The sequence below is a fragment of the Kitasatospora sp. NPDC058032 genome, from assembly GCF_042885845.1.
GTDB lineage: Bacteria > Actinomycetota > Actinomycetes > Streptomycetales > Streptomycetaceae > Kitasatospora.
On the sequence record NZ_JBHVRK010000022.1, the window covers coordinates 89,918 to 110,690 of the forward strand.

At 74.6% G+C, this 20,773-nt stretch carries 15 protein-coding genes and 1 pseudogene; 9 read left to right on the top strand and 7 right to left on the bottom strand.

From position 1 onward, the window contains the following. The first annotated feature begins 110 nt into the window (after positions 1–110). Entirely contained in the window at positions 111–1,817 is a 1,707-nt protein-coding gene (locus tag ACFVUH_RS29035; protein ID WP_387916246.1) for an ABC transporter family substrate-binding protein, read from the top strand. A gap of 511 nt (positions 1,818–2,328) precedes the next feature. Continuing rightward, on the top strand, positions 2,329–3,522 hold the full coding sequence (locus ACFVUH_RS29040) for a low temperature requirement protein A (RefSeq protein WP_387916248.1): 1,194 nt from the start codon (positions 2,329–2,331) through the stop codon (positions 3,520–3,522). A gap of 266 nt (positions 3,523–3,788) precedes the next feature. On the opposite strand, the pseudogene ACFVUH_RS29045 reads toward ACFVUH_RS29040, so the two are convergent. Next, a pseudogene (locus ACFVUH_RS29045) lies at positions 3,789–4,727 on the bottom strand (LysR family transcriptional regulator); the annotation flags it as partial. A 244-nt stretch (positions 4,728–4,971) separates the two neighbouring features. On the opposite strand from ACFVUH_RS29045, the gene snpA (ACFVUH_RS29050) reads away from it, so the two are divergent. The 3 genes from snpA (ACFVUH_RS29050) (at position 4,972) to ACFVUH_RS29060 (ending at position 7,299) form a co-directional block, all read left to right on the top strand. Beyond that, positions 4,972–5,610, top strand: coding sequence for a snapalysin (gene snpA / locus ACFVUH_RS29050; protein ID WP_387916249.1), 639 nt, complete (start codon positions 4,972–4,974; stop codon positions 5,608–5,610). 174 nt (positions 5,611–5,784) lie between these two features. After that, positions 5,785–6,417, top strand: coding sequence for a snapalysin (gene snpA, locus ACFVUH_RS29055; protein WP_387916251.1), 633 nt, complete (start codon positions 5,785–5,787; stop codon positions 6,415–6,417). Positions 6,418–6,642: 225 nt separating this feature from the next. After that, positions 6,643–7,299 carry a pentapeptide repeat-containing protein gene (locus tag ACFVUH_RS29060; RefSeq protein ID WP_355370084.1) on the top strand — a complete coding sequence of 219 codons (657 nt, stop codon included), beginning with the start codon at positions 6,643–6,645 and terminating at the stop codon, positions 7,297–7,299. Here the strand turns inward: ACFVUH_RS29060 and ACFVUH_RS29065 are convergent. Beyond that, on the bottom strand, positions 7,283–8,053 hold the full coding sequence (locus tag ACFVUH_RS29065; RefSeq protein ID WP_387916253.1) for a hypothetical protein: 771 nt from the start codon (positions 8,051–8,053) through the stop codon (positions 7,283–7,285). The genes ACFVUH_RS29060 and ACFVUH_RS29065 overlap by 17 nt on opposite strands. Before the next feature lie 254 nt (positions 8,054–8,307). Between ACFVUH_RS29065 and ACFVUH_RS29070 the strand changes: the two genes are divergently transcribed. Then, positions 8,308–10,443, top strand: a complete 2,136-nt coding sequence (locus tag ACFVUH_RS29070; RefSeq protein ID WP_387916282.1) for a phosphocholine-specific phospholipase C — start codon at positions 8,308–8,310, stop codon at positions 10,441–10,443. A 60-nt stretch (positions 10,444–10,503) separates the two neighbouring features. Here the strand turns inward: ACFVUH_RS29070 and ACFVUH_RS29075 are convergent, their stop codons facing one another. After that, positions 10,504–11,301, bottom strand: coding sequence for a phosphoribosyl-dephospho-CoA transferase MdcG domain-containing protein (locus ACFVUH_RS29075; RefSeq protein WP_380681962.1), 798 nt, complete (start codon positions 11,299–11,301; stop codon positions 10,504–10,506). Between the two features lie 224 nt (positions 11,302–11,525). Between ACFVUH_RS29075 and ACFVUH_RS29080 the strand changes: the two genes are divergently transcribed. Then, positions 11,526–11,792 (top strand): hypothetical protein, encoded by a 267-nt coding sequence (locus ACFVUH_RS29080; RefSeq protein ID WP_355370090.1) that lies wholly within the window; start codon positions 11,526–11,528, stop codon positions 11,790–11,792. A 39-nt stretch (positions 11,793–11,831) separates the two neighbouring features. Here the strand turns inward: ACFVUH_RS29080 and ACFVUH_RS29085 are convergent, their stop codons facing one another. After that, positions 11,832–15,059, bottom strand: a complete 3,228-nt coding sequence (locus tag ACFVUH_RS29085) for a S41 family peptidase (RefSeq protein ID WP_387916255.1) — start codon at positions 15,057–15,059, stop codon at positions 11,832–11,834. A gap of 224 nt (positions 15,060–15,283) precedes the next feature. Between ACFVUH_RS29085 and ACFVUH_RS29090 the strand changes: the two genes are divergently transcribed. Continuing rightward, on the top strand, positions 15,284–16,972 hold the full coding sequence (locus ACFVUH_RS29090; protein ID WP_387916256.1) for a chitinase: 1,689 nt from the start codon (positions 15,284–15,286) through the stop codon (positions 16,970–16,972). Positions 16,973–17,061: 89 nt separating this feature from the next. On the opposite strand, the gene ACFVUH_RS29095 is transcribed toward ACFVUH_RS29090, so the two are convergent. After that, a complete protein-coding gene (locus ACFVUH_RS29095; protein ID WP_355370094.1) occupies positions 17,062–17,424 on the bottom strand; it encodes a MerR family transcriptional regulator in 363 nt (120 codons plus the stop codon). A gap of 65 nt (positions 17,425–17,489) precedes the next feature. Here ACFVUH_RS29095 and ACFVUH_RS29100 point away from each other — a divergent pair, with 65 nt between their 5' ends. Further along, positions 17,490–18,716 carry an MFS transporter gene (locus ACFVUH_RS29100; protein ID WP_387916258.1) on the top strand — a complete coding sequence of 409 codons (1,227 nt, stop codon included), beginning with the start codon at positions 17,490–17,492 and terminating at the stop codon, positions 18,714–18,716. A gap of 57 nt (positions 18,717–18,773) precedes the next feature. Here the strand turns inward: ACFVUH_RS29100 and ACFVUH_RS29105 are convergent, their stop codons facing one another. Beyond that, the gene (locus ACFVUH_RS29105; protein WP_387916260.1) at positions 18,774–19,442 is read right to left on the bottom strand and encodes a response regulator; all 669 of its coding nucleotides are present in this window, start codon (positions 19,440–19,442) and stop codon (positions 18,774–18,776) included. 83 nt (positions 19,443–19,525) lie between these two features. Continuing rightward, on the bottom strand, positions 19,526–20,695 hold the full coding sequence (locus tag ACFVUH_RS29110; RefSeq protein ID WP_387916262.1) for a sensor histidine kinase: 1,170 nt from the start codon (positions 20,693–20,695) through the stop codon (positions 19,526–19,528). Between the last annotated feature and the right edge of the window lie 78 nt (positions 20,696–20,773).

Genomic DNA, 20,773 nt, shown 5'->3' on the forward strand with positions numbered 1-20,773 from the left:
CGACTGTTACGTTCGGTCCCCGGCACCGACTTGGCTGCCCACGCTCAAGCCTCGCCACACCTCGCGACGCTCAACTCTCACCACTCGCCGGACATCACGGGGGGACCCTCATGGACGCTTCCGCCACGCCCGCGCGCCGACTCGGCCGCGCCGCCGCCCTCGCCCTCGCCGTCGCGCTGGCGACCGCCGCGTGCACCTCCGGCGGCGGCGGTTCGGCGGGCACGGCGGTCAGGAGCGAAGCGCCCGGGCAGGGGGCCATCGACATCAACGCCAAGCCGCTGGAGCAGATCCGCGACGGCGGCGAGGTCCGCTTCCCGCTCTACCAGTGGATCACCCAGTGGAACCCGTTCCAGGTGGACGGCCGCTACGGCGACGCGGTCGAGATCATGCGCACGCTGGAGCCGAGCCTGTTCAGCACCGACGAGAGCGGCACCTTCAAGCCGGTCGCCGACTACCTGGTGGACGCCAAGGTCACCTCCGCCTCGCCGCAGGTGATCACCTACACGCTCAACCCCAAGGCCAAGTGGTCGGACGGCAAGCCGCTGAGCTACCTCGACTTCAAGGCCGACTGGGAGGCCACCAACGGCAAGAAGGACGGCTACAACATCGCCGACTCGGCCGGCTACGAGCTGATCTCCGCGGTCGAGCAGGGCGCCGGCCCGGCCGAGGTCAAGGTGACCTTCTCCGAGCCGTACGCCGACTGGCAGAACCTGTTCCGTCCGCTGATCCCGGCGGCCGGGATCGCCACCGCCGACGACTTCAACAAGGGCTGGGTGGAGAAGATCCCGATCACCGCCGGTCCGCTGAAGATCGGCACCGCCGACAAGACCGCGCAGACCCTCACCCTCGTCCCGGACCCCGACTGGTGGGGCGTCAAGCCGAAGGCGGAGCGGATCACCTTCCGGGTGATGTCCCAGTCGGCGACCACCCAGGCCTTCCTCAACAACGAGATCGACTACGCCACGGCCGGCACCGCCACCGCGTACGGGCAGCTCAAGGACGCCAAGGACACGGTGATCCGGTCCGCCAGCCCGTGGGACGAGGTGCACATCTCCTTCGGCGGCGGCGGTCCGCTGGCGGACGTCAAGGTCCGTCAGGCGCTCGGCAGGGCGCTGGACCGGGGGGCGCTCATCAAGATCGCGAACAACGGCGTGCCGGTGGAGTTCAAGCCGCTCGGCAACCACATCTTCATGCCCAACCAGACCGGCTACCGGGACAACTCCGGCGAGTGGGCGACGTTCGACCCGGCCGCCGCGAAGAAGCTGCTGGACGAGGCCGGCTGGAAGGAGGCCGGCAGCGGCCAGCCCCGTACCAAGGACGGCCGGACGCTGACCCTGCACTGGGTGCTCAACGAGTCCACCCCGCAGGCCCAGGTCGACCTCGCCACCGCCGCCCAGGCGATGTGGCTGGCGGCCGGCGTCAAGGTGGAGATCGACAAGGTCGCGGCCAACGACTTCTTCACCAAGTACGTCAACCCCGGCAAGTGGGACATCGCCAGCTGGCGCAACACCGACTCGTTCCCGCTCTCCAGCAGCCTGACCAACTTCCGCCTGCCGCAGGGCGACAACGTCTTCGGCAACTACTCCAAGCTGGGCAGCGCGGAGATCGACGCGCTGCTGAAGAAGGCGGCCGGCACGATCGACCCGGTGGAGGCCGCGAAGCTCTACAACCAGGCGGACGCCCGGATCTGGGAGCTCGGCCACACCTACGAGCTGTACCAGCGGCCGACCGTGGTGGCGGCCCGCAAGGGACTCGCCAACTACGGGGCGTTCGGCCTGGCGAGCACCGACTACGCCAAGGTCGGCTGGGAGAAGTAGCCGGGACCGGGACCGGGGACGGGGCGGCGGTGCGGTCCCCGGCCCGGGCGGGCGCACGACGGGCACTGGCGAGCAGCGCGGTGATCACGAGGCCGGTGGTGCGGACACGGGAAGGCCGGTGATGCCGCCCCCGCTGTCCTGCCACCCGCCTTGACCTTCCGCGATGCCCGCAGGCCGCCCGTGCCGCGGGGCTCGTCCCCGGGCCCCGTTCGCTTCGAACCGGGGACGAATCTAGCGGGGCGTCCGGGCGGTCGCACCGTACGGCGCGGCGCGTCCGCAAACCCGCCGTGCTGTCACCCGGTTCGCGCACCGGGGCGTCAACTCTCGCTGACGCCAGGGCATATCGGTCCATAACGGGACAATCTCCCGATCCGGCGGCGCTCGCCGCGATCCGTGCGCTCCCGGGCAAGGTCCGGTGCGCCCTGGTGCCCTCGGATGCGTGCGCGGCGCCCGGCGCGCTGTCAGGATGCGGCGGGTACAGCCCACCCGTCCGGATCCCGGAGACCCGTCCATGAGCAGCGATTCCACCGCGGTCCCGCGCCCGCACCCCGTCGATCCCCGCCCGGTGCGCCGGATGGTCCCGCGCAGCCGGGACGAGCCGCACCGGGTCGCCACCCCGCTGGAACTCTTCTTCGACCTCTGCTTCGTGGTCGCCGTCGGCCAGGCCGGCCGGGAGCTGGCCCACGACCTCGCGGGCGGCCACTGGGGCGACGGCCTGACCGGCTACCTCTTCGCGTTCTTCGTGATCTGGTGGGCGTGGATGAACTTCACCTGGTTCGCCTCCGCCTACGACTGCGACGACGTCCCGTACCGGCTCACCACCCTGGTCCAGATCGCCGGTGTGCTGATCCTCGCGGCCGGGGTCCCGCGGCTCTTCGCCGACCAGGACCTCGTACTGGTGGTGATCGGCTACGTGGTGATGCGGCTGGCGATGGTCACCCAGTGGCTGCGCGCGGCGGCGGCCGAGGAGGGCCTGGCCCGCGCGGTCGCGCTGCGCTACGCCGTCGGGATCACGCTCTGCCAGATCGGCTGGGGCGCGGTGCTTCTGCTGCCGCACGACGTCCGCTCGGTGCTGATCCCGATCGGGATCCTGGCCGAGCTGGCCGTGCCGGTGGTCGCCGAACTGCGGCTGCAGACCCCGTGGCACCCGCACCACATCGCCGAGCGGTACGGCCTGTTCACGCTGATCGTGCTCGGCGAGACGGTGGCGGCGGCGACCGTCGCGGTGCAGTCGGCGGTGGACGAGCAGGAGGGACTGGCCCGCTTGCTGCCGGTCGCGGTCGGCGGTCTGCTGATCTGCTTCTCGGCCTGGTGGATCTACTACGCCCGGCCGGTCCACGAGCACCTGCGGTCCAGCCGTCAGGCCTTCCTCTGGGGCTACGGCCACTACCTGGTGTTCGGCTCGGCGGCGGCGATCGGCGCCGGACTGGAGGTGGCGGTCGCGTCGGCCGTGCACAAGGCGCACGTCTCCGAGACGGCCGCCACCGCGACGGTGACCGTGCCGACCGCGCTCTACCTGTTCACCGTCTGGGCGCTGCACGCCCGGCACGCCAAGACCGGCGCGCTTCAGCTGTCGCTGCTGCCGGTGGCCTCGGTCGCGGTGCTCGCCTGTACGGCGGCGGGCGGCTCCGGCGTCCTCGCGGCGGGCCTGGTGACGGCGGTCGCGGTGGCGGCCGGGGTGGCGCTGCACGCGAGGGAGCGCTGAACGAGGGCGGGCGGGCGGCGCTGCGGCGAGCCCTCCCGCGGCTGCCCGTCGCGGGGGTGCTCCTCGGCCAGGCCGTTCGTCCCGTTCGGTGGGGCCGTCCCGTTCGGTGGGGCCGACCCGTCGGGCCCGCCGGCGTCGTTCGGTGCTGAGCCGTGCAGCGCTGAGCCGTTCAGTGCCGCACCCTTGAGCGCCGCACCGCCGAGCGCCGTTCCGTTCGCGCGGAGCGGGTCCAGCGGGGGCGGCCCCAGCAGGGCGCGCTGCACCTCGTCGTGCCCGGCGAGCCAGGCCCGGTACGCGGGGCTGGCCTCGGCGAGGTCCAGGTAGGCCGCCCGCAGCTCCTCGTACAGCGCCTCGCGGGCCGGCGGGCCGAGCGCGCGCGGCCGCCAGACCAGCAGCAGCCGCACGGCCAGCGGGTCGCCGTGCAGCCGCCGCACGACGGTGCCCGGCCCGGGCAGCGAGGTCGGCTGACAGGGGCGGACCGCCTCCCCGGAGGCGACCAGTTCGGCGGCGGTCGCGTTGTCCCGCACCTGCACCACCCGGGGGTTGAGCCCGGCGGCGCGGAACACCCGGCGCATCGCGGCGTACTCGTGGTCGGCGGTCGGGTCCACCATCCAGGTGTCCTCGGCGAGCTCGGCCAGCCGGACCACCGGCCGGGCCGCCGCCCGATGGCCGGCCGTGAGCGCGACGAACTGCGGCTCGCGGGTGAGCAGCACCCGGTGCTCGGCGTCCGGGGGCAGCCGCAGCGGGAAGCCCTCGCTCTCGTGCACGAAGGCCACGTCCAACTGGTCGGCGGCGACCATCCGGAGCAGGGCGTTGGCCGAGATGTCGATCTGGATCGTGGTGTCGGTCTCCGGCAGCCGCTCGTGCAGCCGGCGCAGCCAGGCGGCCACCGCCCGGCTGCCGACGCTGCCGATCCGCAGCCGCCGGGCGCGCTCGCCACCGGCCGCCTCCCTGGCCTCCTGGCGGGCGGCGGCCACCAGCGCCGCCATCTCGGCGATCACCGGCCTGGCCCGGGACAGCACGGAGTGGCCGAGCGCGGTGGGCCGGCTGCCGGTCTGCTCCCGGGTGAACAACGTGCCGCCGACGGCCCGTTCGATGCGGTGCAGCTGGGTGGTCAGCGACGGCTGGGTCATGCCGAGCTGCAGCGCTGCCTTGCGGAGGCTTCCGGTGTCGGCGATCGCGCACAGCACCCGTAGGTGTCTCACGTCGAGCTCCACATCCGGGAGCGTAACGGTGGAAACGGGATGACGCCAGGGACATGACAGGCTGTTGCCCTGAGCGTCGGACCGGTCGTCCGGGCGGCGCGGTGATTGGTCCGGGCTATCGCCGGTTGACATCATCCGCCGGGCCGCCGGCCTGGCCGAAGCTCTGGGGGCAGCAAGCATTCATCCGATGCCCGCGGCCCGGCCCCCCACCGTCCGCGGCGCACTCGCGAATCGGAGCCCCCACATGAACCGTGTCCCGCGCATGCTCTCCGTCGCACTCGGACTGGCCCTGGCCGTGGGAACGGCCACCCTGCCGACCACCGCCACCGCCGCCCCGGCGAGCGCTCCCGCCGCCGGGCACTACACCCCGGGCACCGCCGCGAAGGGTGCGGGCAAGGCGGACGACCGGGCGTTCTTCGAGGCCGTCATGAAGTCCGCGCGGGCCAAGCAGGCCGCCAACCCGTACCTGCTGGCCGTCACGGTGACCTATGACGCCAGCAACGCGCCGTCCTTCGCCGGGGTCATATCCCAGAGCGCGCAGATCTGGAACAGCTCGGTCGCCAACGTCCGGCTCCAGCAGGGTTCCAACGCCGACTTCGCCTACTACGAGGGCGACGACCCGTCCAACGGCTCCTACGCCAGCACCGACGGGCACGGCAACGGCTACATCTTCCTCGACTACACCCAGAACCAGCAGTACGCCTCGCTGCGGGTGACCGCGCACGAGACCGGTCACGTGCTGGGCCTGCCCGACCACTACTCGGGCCCGTGCAGCGAGCTGATGTCCGGCGGCGGCCCCGGCCCGTCCTGCACCAACCCGTACCCGAACAGCACCGAGCGCAGCCGCGTCAACTCGCTGTGGCGGTACGGCCTGGCCGGCTGATCCGGCCCCTCGACGGCCCGCCCCCGCGGCGGCCACCCCGGCGCGCGCCGGCCGGACGACCCCCTCCGGCCGGTCGGGCGCATGCCCACCCGCACCACCGCACCACCCGCGGTACCTCCCGTACCGCCGCACCGGCGTACCCCACCCCTCGACCCGTGAACGGGAGCCCCCCATATGAACCGTGTCTCGCGCACCTTCTCCGCCGCCCTCGGCCTGGCGCTCGCCGCCGGCCTGGCCGCCCTGCCGACCAGCGCCGTCGCCGCGCCGGCCCAGGGCTACACGCCGTCCGCCACCGCCACCGCCACCGCCACCGCCTACGCCGGCTCGGCCGCCGAGGACGCCGACAACCAGGCGTTCTTCGAGGCCGTCATGAAGTCCGCGCGGGCCAAGCAGGCCGCCAACCCGTACCTGCTGGCCGTCACCGTCACCTATGACGCCAGCAGCGCGCCGTCCTTCGCCGGGGTCATAGCCCAGAGCGCGCAGATCTGGAACAGCTCGGTCACCAACGTGCAGCTCCGGTCCGGTTCGGCCGCCGACTTCCGCTACTACGAGGGCAACGACTCGCGCGGCTCCTACGCCAGCACCGACGGCCACGGCCGCGGCTACATCTTCCTCGACTACGCGCAGAACCGGCAGTACAACTCGACGCGGGTGACCGCGCACGAGACCGGTCACGTGCTGGGCCTGCCCGACCACTACTCGGGCCCGTGCAGCGAGCTGATGTCCGGCGGCGGCCCCGGCACCTCCTGCACCAACCCGTACCCGAACAGCACCGAGCGCAGCCGCGTCAACTCCCTCTGGCGGTAGTCCCTCCCAGGGACTGCCCCGCGCACCGCAGTGACGGCCCGGTCGCCGCAACCCCGGCGACCGGGCCGCCCCGTGTGCGTTTCCGTCCCGAGCGGCGCATCCGAGCAGGGCCGGCGGTGCGCGCCCCACCGTGTCACCGCCGCGCCCGCTCGCGCCGGACTGTCGGTGCCCCGTGCGAGCATGCGGACCAGGACCCGTCCGCCGCCGACCGCGAGGTGCCCCCGCATGCCCCAGCACGTCCCCGACCACCTGGAAGACCTGCCCTACGCCGCCCACCTGACCCCGCACACCGGCCCGCTGCGCAGCGACGACCGCTACGACACCGTCCACTTCGACGGCGGCGAGTACACCGACCAGTCGGCGGGCGGCGCGACCTTCCTGGAGTGCGCCCTCACCGGCGTGGCCCTGAGCGGCGTCAGGCTCCGCCAGGCCCGGTTCAACGAGGTCTGGGTGCAGGCCGGCCGCTGGGTGGCCTGTGACCTCGCCGACAGCGACTGGCAGGACACCGCCGTCTCCGGCGGCGTGCTGGCCGGCATCGCCGCGCACGGCTCGGCGCTGCGCCGGGTGGTGTTCCGCGGCTGCAAGCTGGAGGCCGTCAACCTGCGCGCCGCCGTGCTGCGCGACGTCGTCTTCGAGGACTGCCTGCTGCGCGACGTCGACTTCGGCGACGCGAAGCTCACCGGCGTCACCTTCCCCGGCTCCACCCTGGAGGAGGTCCGGCTGCGCGGCGCCACCCTGAGCAAGGTGGACCTACGCGGCGCCGTCGGCCTCGGCCTTCCCGACGGTCACCAGGGTCTGCGCGGCGCCCTCATCAGCTCCACCCAGCTCCTCGAACTGGCCCCCCAGTTCGCCCACGCCCTGGGGATCACGGTGAAGGACTGACGGTGGCCCACGGGTCATCGACCTCGCTCGGCGCCGGTACGGGCATGTCCGGGGCGGTGCCCGGCTCGCTGTACTCGGCCGTGGCCCGCGCCCGTTCCTGACCGGCGCTCAGGGCGAGGGTGAGCTTGACCAGCTCGTACCGGTCGTTGACCCAGTAGTCGGCGGTGCAGGTCGAGCCGGCCGGCGGTGTGTAGTCGGGGCCGGCGACGAGGCGCTGCTCGGCCTTGCCGCTCCTCGCCGGGACGGGTGACACGCTGCGGTAGTGCGTGACGGGGACCCCGCCCAGGTCCTCCCGCCCCTCGGCGGTGACCGTGCCGTGCCCGGCGGCCCGCCGAAGTTCGGCGGCGGGCGAGGACGCCAGCTCCATGCTCATCGTGGCGAGGTCGATCGGTACGGGCGGCTCGTCGGGCCGCGAGGTGAGGTGGTCGAGCCGCTGCCAGCGGTCGAGCCCGAGGCCGCGGACGTACATGGCCCCCTGGACGAGGCGCATCGTGGAGTCGCCCTCGGTGCTCTCGAAGGACGGCCGGCCCTGCCAGCGCACGTACCCGTTGAGGGTGGTCGGCGCCTTGTCGCCCTCGGCCGCGGTGAACCGGAGCCGGCCGTTGCCGATGCGGTCCATGGCATCGGCGGCCTTGACGAGCTCACCGGGCGGGCCGCCGACGGCCGGGGCGGGCGATCCGCCGCTGCAGGCGCTCAGGGCGCCGGCCGCCAGGACGACGGCGGCGGTGGACAGGACGAAGCGTGACATCTGCATGGAAATCCCCCCACGTGACGGTGTCCGGCCTCAGTGTGGCAAAAATTTTGAACCCGTTCAAATGGGGAGGTCCGGAGGTTTCGGCCCGGCCGTCCGTTCAGCCGCAGGTCGTTCGGCGACCCAGGGGGGAACAGTCCGCCAACCCTGCCGCCCGCCCCTGGTGGGACCGTCCGGAGCGGGTGGAGGATGCTGCGCGATCGTGTGGGCGCCGACTTGTGTGCACAACATCGCCGATGAAGGGACGGGCTGGGCTGATGGCCGAGCTGAGTCGTAGGAAGTTCGTGACCCTGTCCGGTGCCGCCGCCGCGGGCCTCGCCGTGGCCGGTGCCGGGACCACCGGCGCGGGGGCGGCCCCCGCCGCCGACGCCCCGGCCGGTACGCCGGCCGCCGACCCGGCCGCTCCGGACGCCGCGGTGGCCGCCGCGCCGTCGGCGGCCCTGTCGCAGAGCGGCAGCCTGGCCGACGCGCGGCACATCGTGATCCTCATGCAGGAGAACCGCAGCTTCGACCACTACTTCGGCATGCTGCGCGGCGTGCGCGGCTTCGCCGACCGCTCCGCCATCCAGATCGCCGGCGGCTACTCCGTCTTCAACCAGCCCAACGGCCTACTGGCCCGCCAGTACCCGTGGCAGTTCAGCCTCACCAAGCCGGCCGGCGGCGCCGACGCGGAGCGCCTCGCCCAGTGCAACGGCGACCTCAGCCACGGGTGGAGCGACCAGCACAAGGCCTGGAACGGCGGCAAGCTGGACTCCTGGGTGGCGGCCAAGGGCAATGTCCGCACCCTGGGCTTCCTCACCCGCCAGGACATCCCGTTCCACTACGCGCTCGCCGAGAACTGGACCATCTGCGACGCCTACTTCTGCTCGGTGCTGAGCGCCACCGGCCCCAACCGCACCTACCACTGGTCGGGCCAGATCGACCCGTCCGGCGCCGCCGGCGGCCCGGCCTACGACGGCGGCGACGAGAAGGGCCTGCGCTGGCAGACCTACGCCGAGGCGCTGGAGAACGCGGGCGTCAGCTGGAAGGTCTACCAGAACGCCGCCGACAACTACGGCGACAACGCCCTGGGCTACTTCACCCAGTTCACGGGCGCGCCCGCCGGCAGCCCGCTCGCGGTCAAGGGCATGGGATCCGTCCCCAAGGTCACCGGGCGGACCCCGGACGACATCGTCGCCGCGATCAAGGCCGACGTGCTGGCCGGCACCCTCCCGCAGGTCTCCTGGATCGTCCCCAACCAGGAGGTCTCCGAGCACCCGTACGCCACCCCGGCCGACGGCGCGCACTTCGTCCACAACGTGATCGACGCGCTCAACGCCGACCCGGACGTCTTCAACTCCTCCGTCCTGTTCCTCAACTACGACGAGAACGACGGCTTCTTCGACCACGTCCCGCCGCCCGCCGCCCCGGCCGGCACCCCGGGCGAGTTCTACAACGGCACCAACATCGGCCTCGGCTTCCGCGTCCCGCTGATCGCCGTCTCCCCGTGGACCCGCGGCGGCTGGGTCTCCTCCGAGGTCTTCGACCACACCTCGGTGCTGCGCTTCCTGGAGAAGTGGACCGCCGCCATCGGCAAGCCCGCCACCTGCGTCAACATCAGCGACTGGCGGCGGCGGGTCTGCGGCGACCTCACCGGCCTGTTCGACTTCGCCAACCCGGTGTACGGCCTGCCCACGCTGCCCGCCACGGCCGGCGCGGTGGTCGGCATGTCCAACTGCGGCCCGCTGCCCAACCCGGCCCCGGTCGACAACAAGCTGCCCGCCCAGGAGATCGGCACCCGTCCGGCCCGCGCCCTGCCCCACCAGCCGAACGCCAACCTGGACCACCTGGAGTTCGGCTCGGCCGGCGCGATCAAGGTCTGGCTGACGATGGCCAACGAGGGCGCGGTGGCGACCAGGACCGCCCACTTCGCCGCGTACGCCAACGCCTACCGCGGCGGCGGCCCCTGGCAGTACACCGTCGACCCGGGCGGCAGCCAGAGCGACTTCTTCAACTGCGGCACCGGCTACGGCAGCGGCCAGTACGACCTGAGCGTGGTCGGCCCCAACCGCTTCCTGCGCCGCTTCAAGGGCGACGCCACCAAGGCCGGCAAGAACGCGGCCGTCACCTGCTCGTACGCCGTCGAGCCGGGCACCGGCAAGCCGGCGGTCTGGTTCAAGCTCGCCAACACCGGCACCACCGCGCTGACCTTCACCATCACCTCGACCAACTACCGCACCGACGGCCCCTGGACGTACCAGGTGCCGGCCGGCGGCAGCGTGAGCGACTTCTTCAACGCCGTCGCCTACACCGACGGCTGGTACGACTTCACCGTCACGGTGAACGCCGACGCCACCTGGTCGCAGCGGTTCACTGGCCACCTGGAGACCGGCGCGGCCAGCATCAGCGGCTGAGTCGGGCGAGCACGCCGGGCCCGGGCGAGGGCGTCAGGCCCGGGTGAGCGCGTCGCGGGCTCACCGGCCCCGGGGGAACCACGGGTCGTGGACCTCCCGGGGCCCGTCCGGCGTGAGCAGGGTCAGCGTCAGCGGCGAGGCCGCGTACTCGGCCAGCAGCACCGCGCCGTGCCGGGTCTCCAGCTCGGCCTGGACCGGCACCCGCAGCCGGCTGAGCGCCCGCCGCAGGTGCAGCGCGTCGCGCCGGCTCACCGGCTGCGGGGCGCGCAGCACCAGCCGCAGCGGGCTCAGCGGGCCGGCCACCGGTTCGCCGGTGGCCAGCTCGTAGCCGATCGCGCCGATCGGCCCCCAGGCCAGCCGGTGGTCGGCGATCAGCTGCCCGGCGAGCGGCAGCACCGTCAGCGCGGGGATCGCCGCCACCCGCTCGGGCGACAGCAGGGAGAGCCGTCCCGGCAACTGCTCGGGGCGCAGCATCCGGGCCACCGCCGACCGGGGTGCCAGCGCGTCCAGCCGCTGCCCGCGCAGGGGTCCGCGCACCGTCACCGGCAGCCAGGTCTCCGGCGCGGCCGACACGTCCCGGGTGCAGCGCACGGGGTGCGGGGTGTCCGCGGGGGTGCCCGCCACGGCCGGCGCCCGTCCGACGGTCACCCAGGGGTGCGCGCGCAGCACCTGGCGCGCCCAGTCCGGCAGCGGGCCGCCGCCGAGCGGGCGCAGCGAGCTGGGGCACTGCATCAGCAGCAGGTCGTGGACGCCGGCCTGCCGTCCGTCGAGCGCGGCCAGCGATCCGACCAGTCGGCGCGGTCCGCCGTGCAGTTCCTCGCTCGGACGGGGGACGCGGGGGCGGGCGGCGACGGTCACGGCGGGCTCCAGGGGTGGGATCGGGACCGGCTGACGGTCTCCACCCTCCTCCTGCCCCGACCGAACCGGCTACGGCCTTTCGGCGCCCGCGACCAGGGACCAACGGCTCAATCGACGCCCGCACCCGGCGCCGCGGCCCGCGCCCCCGGGCCGGGCAGCGGGTGCGGGTGGGCGGCGGCGGTGTGAGAGTGGGGGCAGTCCGGAATTCGCCCGCAGGAGGAGTCATGGGCATCTTCGACAGGTTCCGCCACAGGACGCAGCACACCGCCGAGGAGAGCAGGTCCTCGCTCGGCGGCAGCGCCGAACAGGACACCACCGCGCGGACCGACGCCGCCCAGCGGGCCGCCCTGGCCCACGACGAGGCCGCCGACGCCTTCAGCGCCGAGGCGGAGAAGACCCGCGAGGCCCAGGAGGCCTCCGCGGTCGGCGAGCGGGAGGCCGAGGAGCGCGCCCGCCAGGACATGACCTCCGAGGGCGACCCCTGGGGCTGACCTCCGAGGGCGCTCCCGTTGCCCCCGCTGCCCCCGCGCTCACCGCTCCCGCGGCGGCAGCGGGGGCCGCCGCAGGTCCGGCCGCGGCGTGTCCGGCGGTGGCGGGACGGCGGCCGGAAGGTCGTCCAGCAGCTCCAGCGCCAGCCGCACCGCCGTGACCAGCTCCGGGTGCCGCCCCGTGGCCCAGTCCCGGGGCGTGCGGAGCACGTGCACGTCCGGTTCGACCCCCCGGTTCTCCACCGTCCAGCCGAGTCCGCCGGTGAACCACGAGGCGTTCTTCGGCACCGAGATCTGCGTCCCGTCACCGAGCTGGTGGCGTCCGGTCATGCCGACCACCCCGCCCCAGGTCCGGGCGCCGACCACCGGGCCGAGGCCGAGCAGCCGGATGGCGGCGATGACGACGTCGCCGTCCGAGCTGGTGGCCTCGTCGGCGAGCGCCACCACCGGCCCGCGCGGCGCGTCGCGCGGCCACCGCACGGGTTCCCGGCCGCGGCTGAAGTCCCAGGCCAGGACCCGCCGGGTGAGCTTCTCCAGGACCAGTTCGGAGACGTTGCCGCCGGCGTTGCCGCGCACGTCCAGGACCAGCGCGGGCTTGTCCAGCTCCCGCCGCACGTCCCGGTTGAACTGCGCCCAGCCGGAGCCGCCGAGGTCCGGGATGTGCAGGTAGCCGCACCGGCTGTCGCCGAACTCCCGGACCAGGGCGCGTCGTTTGGCCACCCAGTCCTGGTAGCGGATGGCCCGTTCGTCGGTGAGCGGGGTGACGGTGATCCGGCGCAGGGGCCCGTCCGGGCCGCCCCGGCGCAGGGTGAGTTCGACGCTGGTCCCGCCGGTGCCGGCGAGCAGCGGCAGCGGTCCGCGCACCGGGTCGACGGGCCGCCCGGCGACGGCGAGCAGTTCGTCGCCGCCGCGCACGCCGTGGGTGGCGAGCGGGGCGCGGGCGCGCGGGTCGGAGGACTCGCCGGGCAGGATCCGGTCGAACAGCCAGCGCCCGTCGGGGGAGCGGTGGGCGTCGGCGCCGAGCAGGCCGAGCGGCAGCTGGGCGAGCGCGGGCCCCTCGCCGCGCCGGGCCGGGGTGACGTAGGCGTGCGAGGTGCCGAGTTCGCCGAGCAGTTCGCGCAGCAGGTCGGCGAAGTCGTCGGGGCCGGCGATCCGCTCCAGCAGCGGTTCGTACTGGGCGACCAGGGCGGGCCAGTCCAGTCCGGACATGCCCGCGTCCCAGAACTGGTCGCGCACGATCCGGGCGGCCTCCGCGTAGGCCTGGTGCCACTCGGCGGCCGGGTGCACGGTGTGGGTGATCCGCCGCAGGTCGACGGTGGTGCCGGCGGACGGCGCGCCGACCGGGACGATCCGCAGGGTGCCGGCCGAGTAGACGGCCACCGAGCCGCCGTCCCCGGAGACCGCGTAGCCGTCGAGCCGGTCGGCGAGCGTGGAGCGGGAGCCGCGGACCAGGTCGAAGTGCTCCAGCGCGGGGCGCCCGGAGGTGTCGTCGGGATTGGTGAAGGTCTGCCCGAGGACGCCGGAGATCGGCCAGCGCAGCCAGAGCAGCCCGCCGCGCACGGCGTCGGTGGCCGAGTACTTGCCGGCGAGCACCGGGAACGGGATCAGCCGCTCGCCGATGCCCTCGGCCTCCACCTCGACGGTGCCGTCGCCGCCGCCGTCGCCGTGCGGGGCGGCGTCCTCGGCGGGGGCGGCGAACGGGGAGGGCGTGGCGGCGGTGAGCGGGACGAGGTAGGGGCGGCAGCCGAGCGGGAAGGAGAGGTCGCCGGTGTGCACGTCGTGCACGGGGTCGAAGCCGCGCCAGGAGAGGAAGACGAGGTAGCGGCCGTCCCGGGTGAAGACGGGCTGCTCGTCCTCGAAGCGGCCGTCGGTGACGTCCACGACCGGCACGGAGGCGTCGACCCGGGTGAGCCGGATCCGGCGCAGGGAGCGGCCGGCGGCCGGCTGCGACCAGGCGACCCAGTGCGAGTCGGGGGAGAAGCGGGCGCTGGTGACCGGCCCGTGGCCGGAGGCGGCGAGTTCGCGCACGGCGCCCTCGACGGCGGTGACCAGCAGCAGCCGGCCGTCGGAGGTGGTGGCCGCGAGGTGGGCGCCGTCGGGGGCGGCGGTGAGTTCCAGGACGCGGCCGATCCGCCCGGCGGCGACCGTCCGGCGGCCGTGCTGGGAGGGGGCGCGCTCGTGGCCGGGCAGCGGCACGATCTCGATCGCGTCCTCGCCCTCGGCGTCGGTGATCCAGGCGGCCTCGCCGGTGCGGCCGAGCACGACGGGCAGCCGGGTGCGCACGCCGGGGGTGTCGGCGAGCGCCCGGGCGGGGCCGTCGCGGTGGGTGAGCCAGTACTGGCTGCCGCGCACGGTGACCACCCCGGCCCGGCCGGTGGCGTCGCAGGCGAGGTCCTTGACGTGCGAGGCGGCGCTCACCTGGTAGGGGCGCCGGCCGGCCCGGGCGCCGCCGAGCGGGACGTGCAGCCGGCGCGGGGCGGGCGCGTCCAGGCCGTCGAGCAGCCAGAGGTCGCCGGCGTGCTGGTAGACGATCCGCACGCCGTCGCCGGCGGCCTCGCGGGCGTAGTAGGAGGCGTGGTCGGTGTGCCGGCGCAGACCGGTGCCGTCGGGGCGGCAGGAGTAGAGGTTGCCGACGCCCTCGTGGTCGCTGAGGAAGGCGATCCGCTCGCCGTCGGCGCAGGTGACCGGCATGGGGGAGGCGAGGTGCCCGGGCAGGCCGTCGAGGATCTGCTCGCCGTCCACCCAGAGCCGGCCGGTGGCGCCGCCCCGGTAGCGCTTCCAGGCGGCGGGCTCGTGCGGGGCGGCGCCGGTGAGCAGCACGGTGTGGGCCGGGCCGACCTGGGCGTCGCCGACCGGCCCCCAGGGCATCCGGCGGGTGGGGCGGCCGTCGGGGGGCAGGGCGTGCGCCCAGGTGTAGTGGCCGAAGGGCTCGTGGTAGGAGGTCACGGCGAGCAGCTCGCCGTCCGGCAGCCAGCCGCGCAGCCGGGTGTCCTGGCTGCCCCAGTGGCTGAGCCGCACGGCCTCGCCGCCGTCGACGGGGGCGGTCCAGATCTCGGGGGCCAGGCTCTGCCAGGCGGTCCAGGCGAGGGTGCCGCCGTCGGGGGAGAGCCGGGGGTGGCTGACCCGCGTGCGGTCGCAGCTGACCCGCCAGGCCCGGCCGGTGGCGGCGGCCGCGGCGTCCAGCGGGGCGATCCAGACGTCGTCCTCGGCGGTGAACGTCAGCAGGCCCCCGCGCAGGTGGGGGTAGCGGAGGTAGCCGGACGACGTCACCCCTCCATGCTTCGACGGGGCGTCACGCGCGGCAACCGGAAGCGCCCCCCACTCGCCGCTCCCGGGGCCGGAACCGGTCTGGACCATTGACACCGTACGGCCGAATCCACTTCAGTGGTCTAGTCCAACTCAGCTGCCCGGCCGCGCCGTTCCCCCACCACCGGTGCGCGCCCAGGCATGCCCGGACACCCCCACGACCGCGCCCTCCGCAAGGAGTCCCCCACATGCGCAGAACCCCTGTCCCCCCGGCCCCCGCGGCCCCCCGCCGCCGCTCGCGCACCGCGCTGGCCGCCGGCACCGCCTCGGCCGTCGCCGCGGCCACCATGGTCGGCCTCACCCTGGGCCTGGCGCCCAGCGCCTCGGCCGGCGAGTTCCTGGTCAACGGCGGCTTCGAGAGCGGCTCCCTCGGCCCGTGGAGCTGCTCCGCCGGCACCGGCAGCGTCGTCACCGGCCAGGCCCACGGCGGCAGCTACGCGCTGGCCGCGGCCGCCTCGGCGAGCGACACCGCCCGCTGCGCGCAGACCGTCACGGTCGCGCCCAACACCACCTACACGCTCAGCGCCTACCTCAAGGGCTCGTACGTCTACCTCGGCGTGGACGGCGGCACCTCGACCTGGTCGCCCGGCACCGGCGGCGCCTACCAGAAGCTGAGCGTCAGCTTCACCACCGGCGCCACCCAGACCAGCGCCACCGTCTACACCCACGGCTGGTACGGCCAGGGCACCTACTACGCGGACGACGTCTCGCTGGACGGCCCCGGCGCGCCCAGCCCGACCGCCACGCCCACGGTGACCCCGACCGTCACCCCCACGGTGACCCCGACCGAGACGCCCACGGTCACGCCCACCGTGACCCCGACCGAGACGCCCACCGGCACCCCCACCACGCCGCCGGCCGGCTCCAAGGCCCTGGTCGGCTACCTGCACGCCAGCTTCGCCAACGGCGCCGGCTACACCAGGATGGCCGACGTCCCCGACTCCTGGGACTTCATCAACCTCTCCTTCGGCGAGCCGACCTCGGTGACCTCCGGCGACATCCGGTTCAACCGCTGCCCGGCCACCGAGTGCCCGACCGTCGAGTCCGACGCCGACTTCAAGGCGGCCATCGCCGCCAAGCGCGCCAAGGGCAAGAAGGTGCTGATCTCGATCGGCGGCCAGAACGGCCAGGTCCAGCTCACCACCACCGCCGCCCGGGACGCCTTCGTCAGCTCCGTCTCGGCGATCATCGACAAGTGGGGCCTGGACGGCCTGGACATCGACTTCGAGGGCCACTCGCTGTCGCTCCAGACCGGCGACACCGACTTCAAGAACCCGACCAGCCCGGTCATCGTCAACCTGATCTCCGCGATCAAGACGCTCAAGGCCAAGTACGGCCCGAACTTCGTGCTGACCATGGCCCCGGAGACCTTCTTCGTCCAGCTCGGCTACCAGTACTACGGCTCCGGCCCCTGGGGCGGCCAGGACCCGCGGGCCGGCGCCTACCTGCCGGTCATCCACGCGCTGCGCGACGACCTGACCCTGCTGCACGTCCAGGACTACAACTCCGGCTCCATCATGGGCCTGGACAACCAGTACCACTCGATGGGCGGCGCCGACTTCCACGTCGCGATGACCGACATGCTGCTCAAGGGCTTCCCGGTGGCGGGCAACACCAACAACGTCTTCCCGGCGCTGCCCGCGTCCAAGGTCGCCATCGGCATGCCGGCCACCACCAACGCCGGCAACGGCTACGTCGCCCCGGCCGAGGTCAACAAGGCCCTGGACTGCCTCACCAAGCTGGCCAACTGCGGCAGCTACGTCCCGAAGGCGGGCGCCCAGCCCAACCTGCGCGGTCTGATGACCTGGTCGATCAACTGGGACCAGTTCGGCGGCCGGGAGTTCTCGAAGAACTTCGACTCCTACTTCCGCCGCTGACGGTCCGGCGGGTCCGACGGCCCCGACGGGTCCGACGACCGGCCGGAACCGACGCGCCGACCGCTGGGCGACGGGCCCGAACCCGTCGCTCAGCGGTCCACCCGCACCTCCGCCAGGTACTGCGCGATGGCGTCCCGGTTGCGGGTCAGACAGGCGATCCGCGCGCTCATCCCCGCCAGCTCCTGCTCCAGGGTGGCGATCATCTCCGGTGTGGCGTCCTCGAAGTGGATCGTCCGGGGCTTGCTGAGACAGGGCAGGATCTGTTTGATGATCCGGGTCGGCAGCCCCGCGTCGAGCAGCCCGCGGATCTGCAGCACCCGGTCCACCGTCGAGTCGTCGTACGCGCGGTAGCCGTTCGCGCAGCGCCCGGCCGCGATCAGCCCCTGCTCCTCGTAGTAGCGCAGCAGCCGGCGGGACGCCCCGGTCCGCTCGGACAGCTCCCCGATCCGCATGTGGCCCACCTCACAACCGGTCGCGTTGACCCTCACATCAATGTGAGCGTTTGAGCATAACGGCCATGCGGACCTCCACACGGACCACCGACCGGCCACTGCCGCCCGCCGCTCCCGAGCGGCCGGCCGCCCTGCCCCTGCCCGCCCTCCTCGCCCTCGCCACCGCCGTCTTCGTCACCGCCCTCACCGAGACCCTGCCGGCCGGCGTCCTGCCCGCCATGAGCGCCGACCTCGGCGTCGGCGAGTCCGCCATGGGCCAGGCCGTCACCGTCTACGCCCTCGGCACCGCCGTCACCGCCGTGCCGCTCACCGCGGCCACCGCCGGCTGGGGCCGGCGGCGCCTGCTGCTCACCGCGATGCTCGGCTTCGCCGCCGCCAACACCGTCACCGCGCTGTCCACCGACTACCCGCTCACCATGGCCGCCCGCTTCGTCGCCGGGGTCGCCGCCGGCCTCGCCTGGGCGCTGCTCGCCGGATACGCCCGCCGGCTCGCGCCGCCCGAGCTGCAGGGCCGGGCCATCGCCGTCGCGATGGCCGGCGCGCCGCTAGCCCTGTCGCTGGGCGTACCCGCCGGGACCTTCCTCGGCAAGGTGCTGGGCTGGTGGGTGGCCTTCCTGCTGATGACCGTGGCCGCCCTCGGGGTGACCGGCTGGATCGCCGCCGCCGTCCCCGAGGTGCCCGGCCGGGCCCGCGGCCAACGGACCCCGGTGCTGCGCGCCCTCGCCGTCCCCGGGGTCACCCCCGTGCTCGCCGTCACCTTCGTCTTCGTCCTCGCCCACACCGTCCTCTACACCTACATCGCGCCCTTCCTCGACCGGCGCGGCATGGGCGGCGTCACCGGCGTCGTGCTGCTCGCCTTCGGTGCGGCCTCGCTGGTGGGCATCTGGTTCACCGGCGCGCACATCCACCGCCGGCTGCGCGCGCTCACCCTCGCCTCGACCCTGCTGGTCGCCGCCGCGGCGGCGGTGCTCGGGCTGGCGTCCGGCAGCCCCGCCGCCGTGTACGCCGCCGCCGTGCTCTGGGGGCTCGGCTGGGGCGGCGTCCCGACCCTGCTGCAGACCGCCGCCGGCGACGCGGGCGGCGAGCAGGCGGACGCGGCGCAGGCGATGCTGGTCACGCTGTGGAACGCGGCGATGGCCGGCGGGGGAGTGGCCGGCGGCCTGCTGCTCGACCGGCTCGGCACCGGCTCCTTCCCGTGGGCCGTGCTGCTCCTGCTGCTGCCTGTCCTCGCCCTCGTCCTCGCCGCCCGCACCCACGGCTTCCCGGCCCGTCGGTCGGGCCCCGACCGATGAGCCGATGACCCGATGAGCCGATGACCCGATGGGCGGTGTCCGCGGTGACCGGCGTCCTCAGAACCCGGCCTGCGGATCCCGGGGCGGCATCAGCCCGCCCCGGTAGGAGATGGCCACCGCCTGCGCCCGGTCGCGGGCGTCGGTCTTCGCCAGGATCCGCTTCATGTGGGTCTTCACCGTCGACTCGGCGAGCACCAGCAGCGCGGCGATCTCCCGGTTGGACCGCCCCTCGGCCGCCAGCCGCAGCACCTCCCGCTCGCGCGCCGTCAGCTGCGCGAGCCGGATGTCCTCCGGCTCCGGCGGGGGCCGACCGCCGCCCCGGCCGACCACCTGGGCGACCAGGTCCCGGGTGACCGCCGGGTCCAGCACGGACTCGCCGGCGGCCAGGGTGTGCACCGCGTCGATGAGCCGCTCGGCCGAGGCCCGCTTCAGCAGGAAGCCGGCCGCCCCGGCACGCAGCGCGCCCCAGACGTAGTCGTCGTGGTGGAAGGTGGTCAGCACCAGCACCCGGGTGGGCAGCCCGGCGGCGGTGATCCGCCGGGTCGCCTCCACCCCGTCGATGCCGGGCATCCGGACGTCCATCAGCACCACGTCCGGCAGCAGCTCCCGGCACCGGGCGACGGCCGCCGTCCCGTCCGCCGCCTCGCCGACCACCTCGATCCGGTCGTCGGTCCCCAGTACCAGGCAGACCCCGGCGCGCAGCAGCGCGTCGTCGTCGGCCACCACGACGCGCACCCGTCCGCCGGCCGGGTCCGGTGCCCCGGGCCCCTGTGCCGCCGGGCCCGTCGCCGCCGCCCCCGTCGCCGCCGTCACGGGACGGGAAGCTCGGCGCGCAGCCGGAACCCGCCCGGCTCGCCCGGCCCGTGCTCGACCCGGCCGCCGAGGACCGAGACCCGCTCGGCCACGCCCAGCAGCCCGCGGCCGGGCGCGTACCCGGCGGGCACGCCCCGCCCGTCGTCGCACACCTCGACGGTCAGCCGCCCGGCGGCGCACCGCACGGTGACCCCGACGGTCCGGGCGCCCGCGTGCTTGACCGTGTTGGTGAGCGCCTCCTGGACGATCCGGTACGCCGAGACGTCCAGGCTGCGCGGCACCCGCCGGGCCGCCGGGTCGATCCGCGTCCGCACCCGCAGCCCGGCCCGGCCGAGCCGTTCGGCCAGCCGCTCCAGGTCGGCGATCCCGGGCTGCGGCGCCGCGCCCTGCGCGTCCTGCTCGCGTGCGCCGCGGCGCAGCAGGCCGAGCACCCGGTCGAGGTCGTCGAGCGCCTCCCGCCCGGTGTTCTCCATCCCGTGCAGCAGCTCCCGGGTGCGCTCCGGTTCCCGGTCGAGCAGCCGGCGGGCGGCTCCGGCCTGGACCAGCACCACGTTCAGGGTGTGGCCCACCGAGTCGTGCAGTTCCCGGGCCAGCCGGGCCCGCTCCTCGGCGACCACCTCCCGGTGCAGCAGCAGCCGGTCGCTCTCGCGCTGCTCGGCCCGCCGGGCCGCCCCGTAGCCGACCGCCCAGGCGAGCAGCCAGAGGAACAGCACCCCGGCGGGGATGGCGGGGTAGGCGTGGCCGAGGCCGGCGAAGTACGCGGCCATCCCGAGCAGGGCGGCGAACGGCCCGAGCCAGGCGTGCCGCCGGGGCGCGTACAGCCCGAGCGAGTAGAGGCCGACCAGGTCCGCGTACGGCGAGACCGGGCTCGGCAGGACGAACAGCGACTCCGCCGAGAGCGCCGCCGCGCCCACCAGGTAGCCGGCCAGCGGCCTGGTGCGGCGCACCGCCAGCGGTACGGCCACCGCCGCGCCCAGGGCGAGCGCGAGCGGCAGGCCGCCGTGCAGCCGGTCCGCCGCGCCGATCCGTTCGACGGCCGTCACCAGCAGGAACACCCCGGCCAGGGCCGCGTCCCAGCGGTCGGCCGGCACCGCCCGCAGCGCGGGGAGCGGCCACCGGGGCGGCGGGGCCGCCGGGATCGCCCGGGCGTACGGCGGGGAACTCATGGCGGCTCCGGTCTCGGGGCGGTGGCCGCCGCGCGGTGCTGCGGGCGCCCGGGCCGTACGGTAGCGACGGCCGTCCGG

Bases quoted from the DNA above. Each gene is read 5' to 3' on its own strand.
- ACFVUH_RS29035 (WP_387916246.1), top strand. From the start codon at position 111: ATGGACGCTTCCGCCACGCCCGCGCGCCGACTCGGCCGCGCCGCCGCC.
- ACFVUH_RS29040 (WP_387916248.1), top strand. From the start codon at position 2,329: ATGAGCAGCGATTCCACCGCGGTCCCGCGCCCGCACCCCGTCGATCCC.
- snpA (WP_387916249.1), top strand. From the start codon at position 4,972: ATGAACCGTGTCCCGCGCATGCTCTCCGTCGCACTCGGACTGGCCCTG.
- snpA (WP_387916251.1), top strand. From the start codon at position 5,785: ATGAACCGTGTCTCGCGCACCTTCTCCGCCGCCCTCGGCCTGGCGCTC.
- ACFVUH_RS29060 (WP_355370084.1), top strand. From the start codon at position 6,643: ATGCCCCAGCACGTCCCCGACCACCTGGAAGACCTGCCCTACGCCGCC.
- ACFVUH_RS29065 (WP_387916253.1), bottom strand. From the start codon at position 8,053: ATGCAGATGTCACGCTTCGTCCTGTCCACCGCCGCCGTCGTCCTGGCG.
- ACFVUH_RS29070 (WP_387916282.1), top strand. From the start codon at position 8,308: ATGGCCGAGCTGAGTCGTAGGAAGTTCGTGACCCTGTCCGGTGCCGCC.
- ACFVUH_RS29080 (WP_355370090.1), top strand. From the start codon at position 11,526: ATGGGCATCTTCGACAGGTTCCGCCACAGGACGCAGCACACCGCCGAG.
- ACFVUH_RS29090 (WP_387916256.1), top strand. From the start codon at position 15,284: ATGCGCAGAACCCCTGTCCCCCCGGCCCCCGCGGCCCCCCGCCGCCGC.
- ACFVUH_RS29095 (WP_355370094.1), bottom strand. From the start codon at position 17,424: ATGCGGATCGGGGAGCTGTCCGAGCGGACCGGGGCGTCCCGCCGGCTG.
- ACFVUH_RS29100 (WP_387916258.1), top strand. From the start codon at position 17,490: ATGCGGACCTCCACACGGACCACCGACCGGCCACTGCCGCCCGCCGCT.
- ACFVUH_RS29110 (WP_387916262.1), bottom strand. From the start codon at position 20,695: ATGAGTTCCCCGCCGTACGCCCGGGCGATCCCGGCGGCCCCGCCGCCC.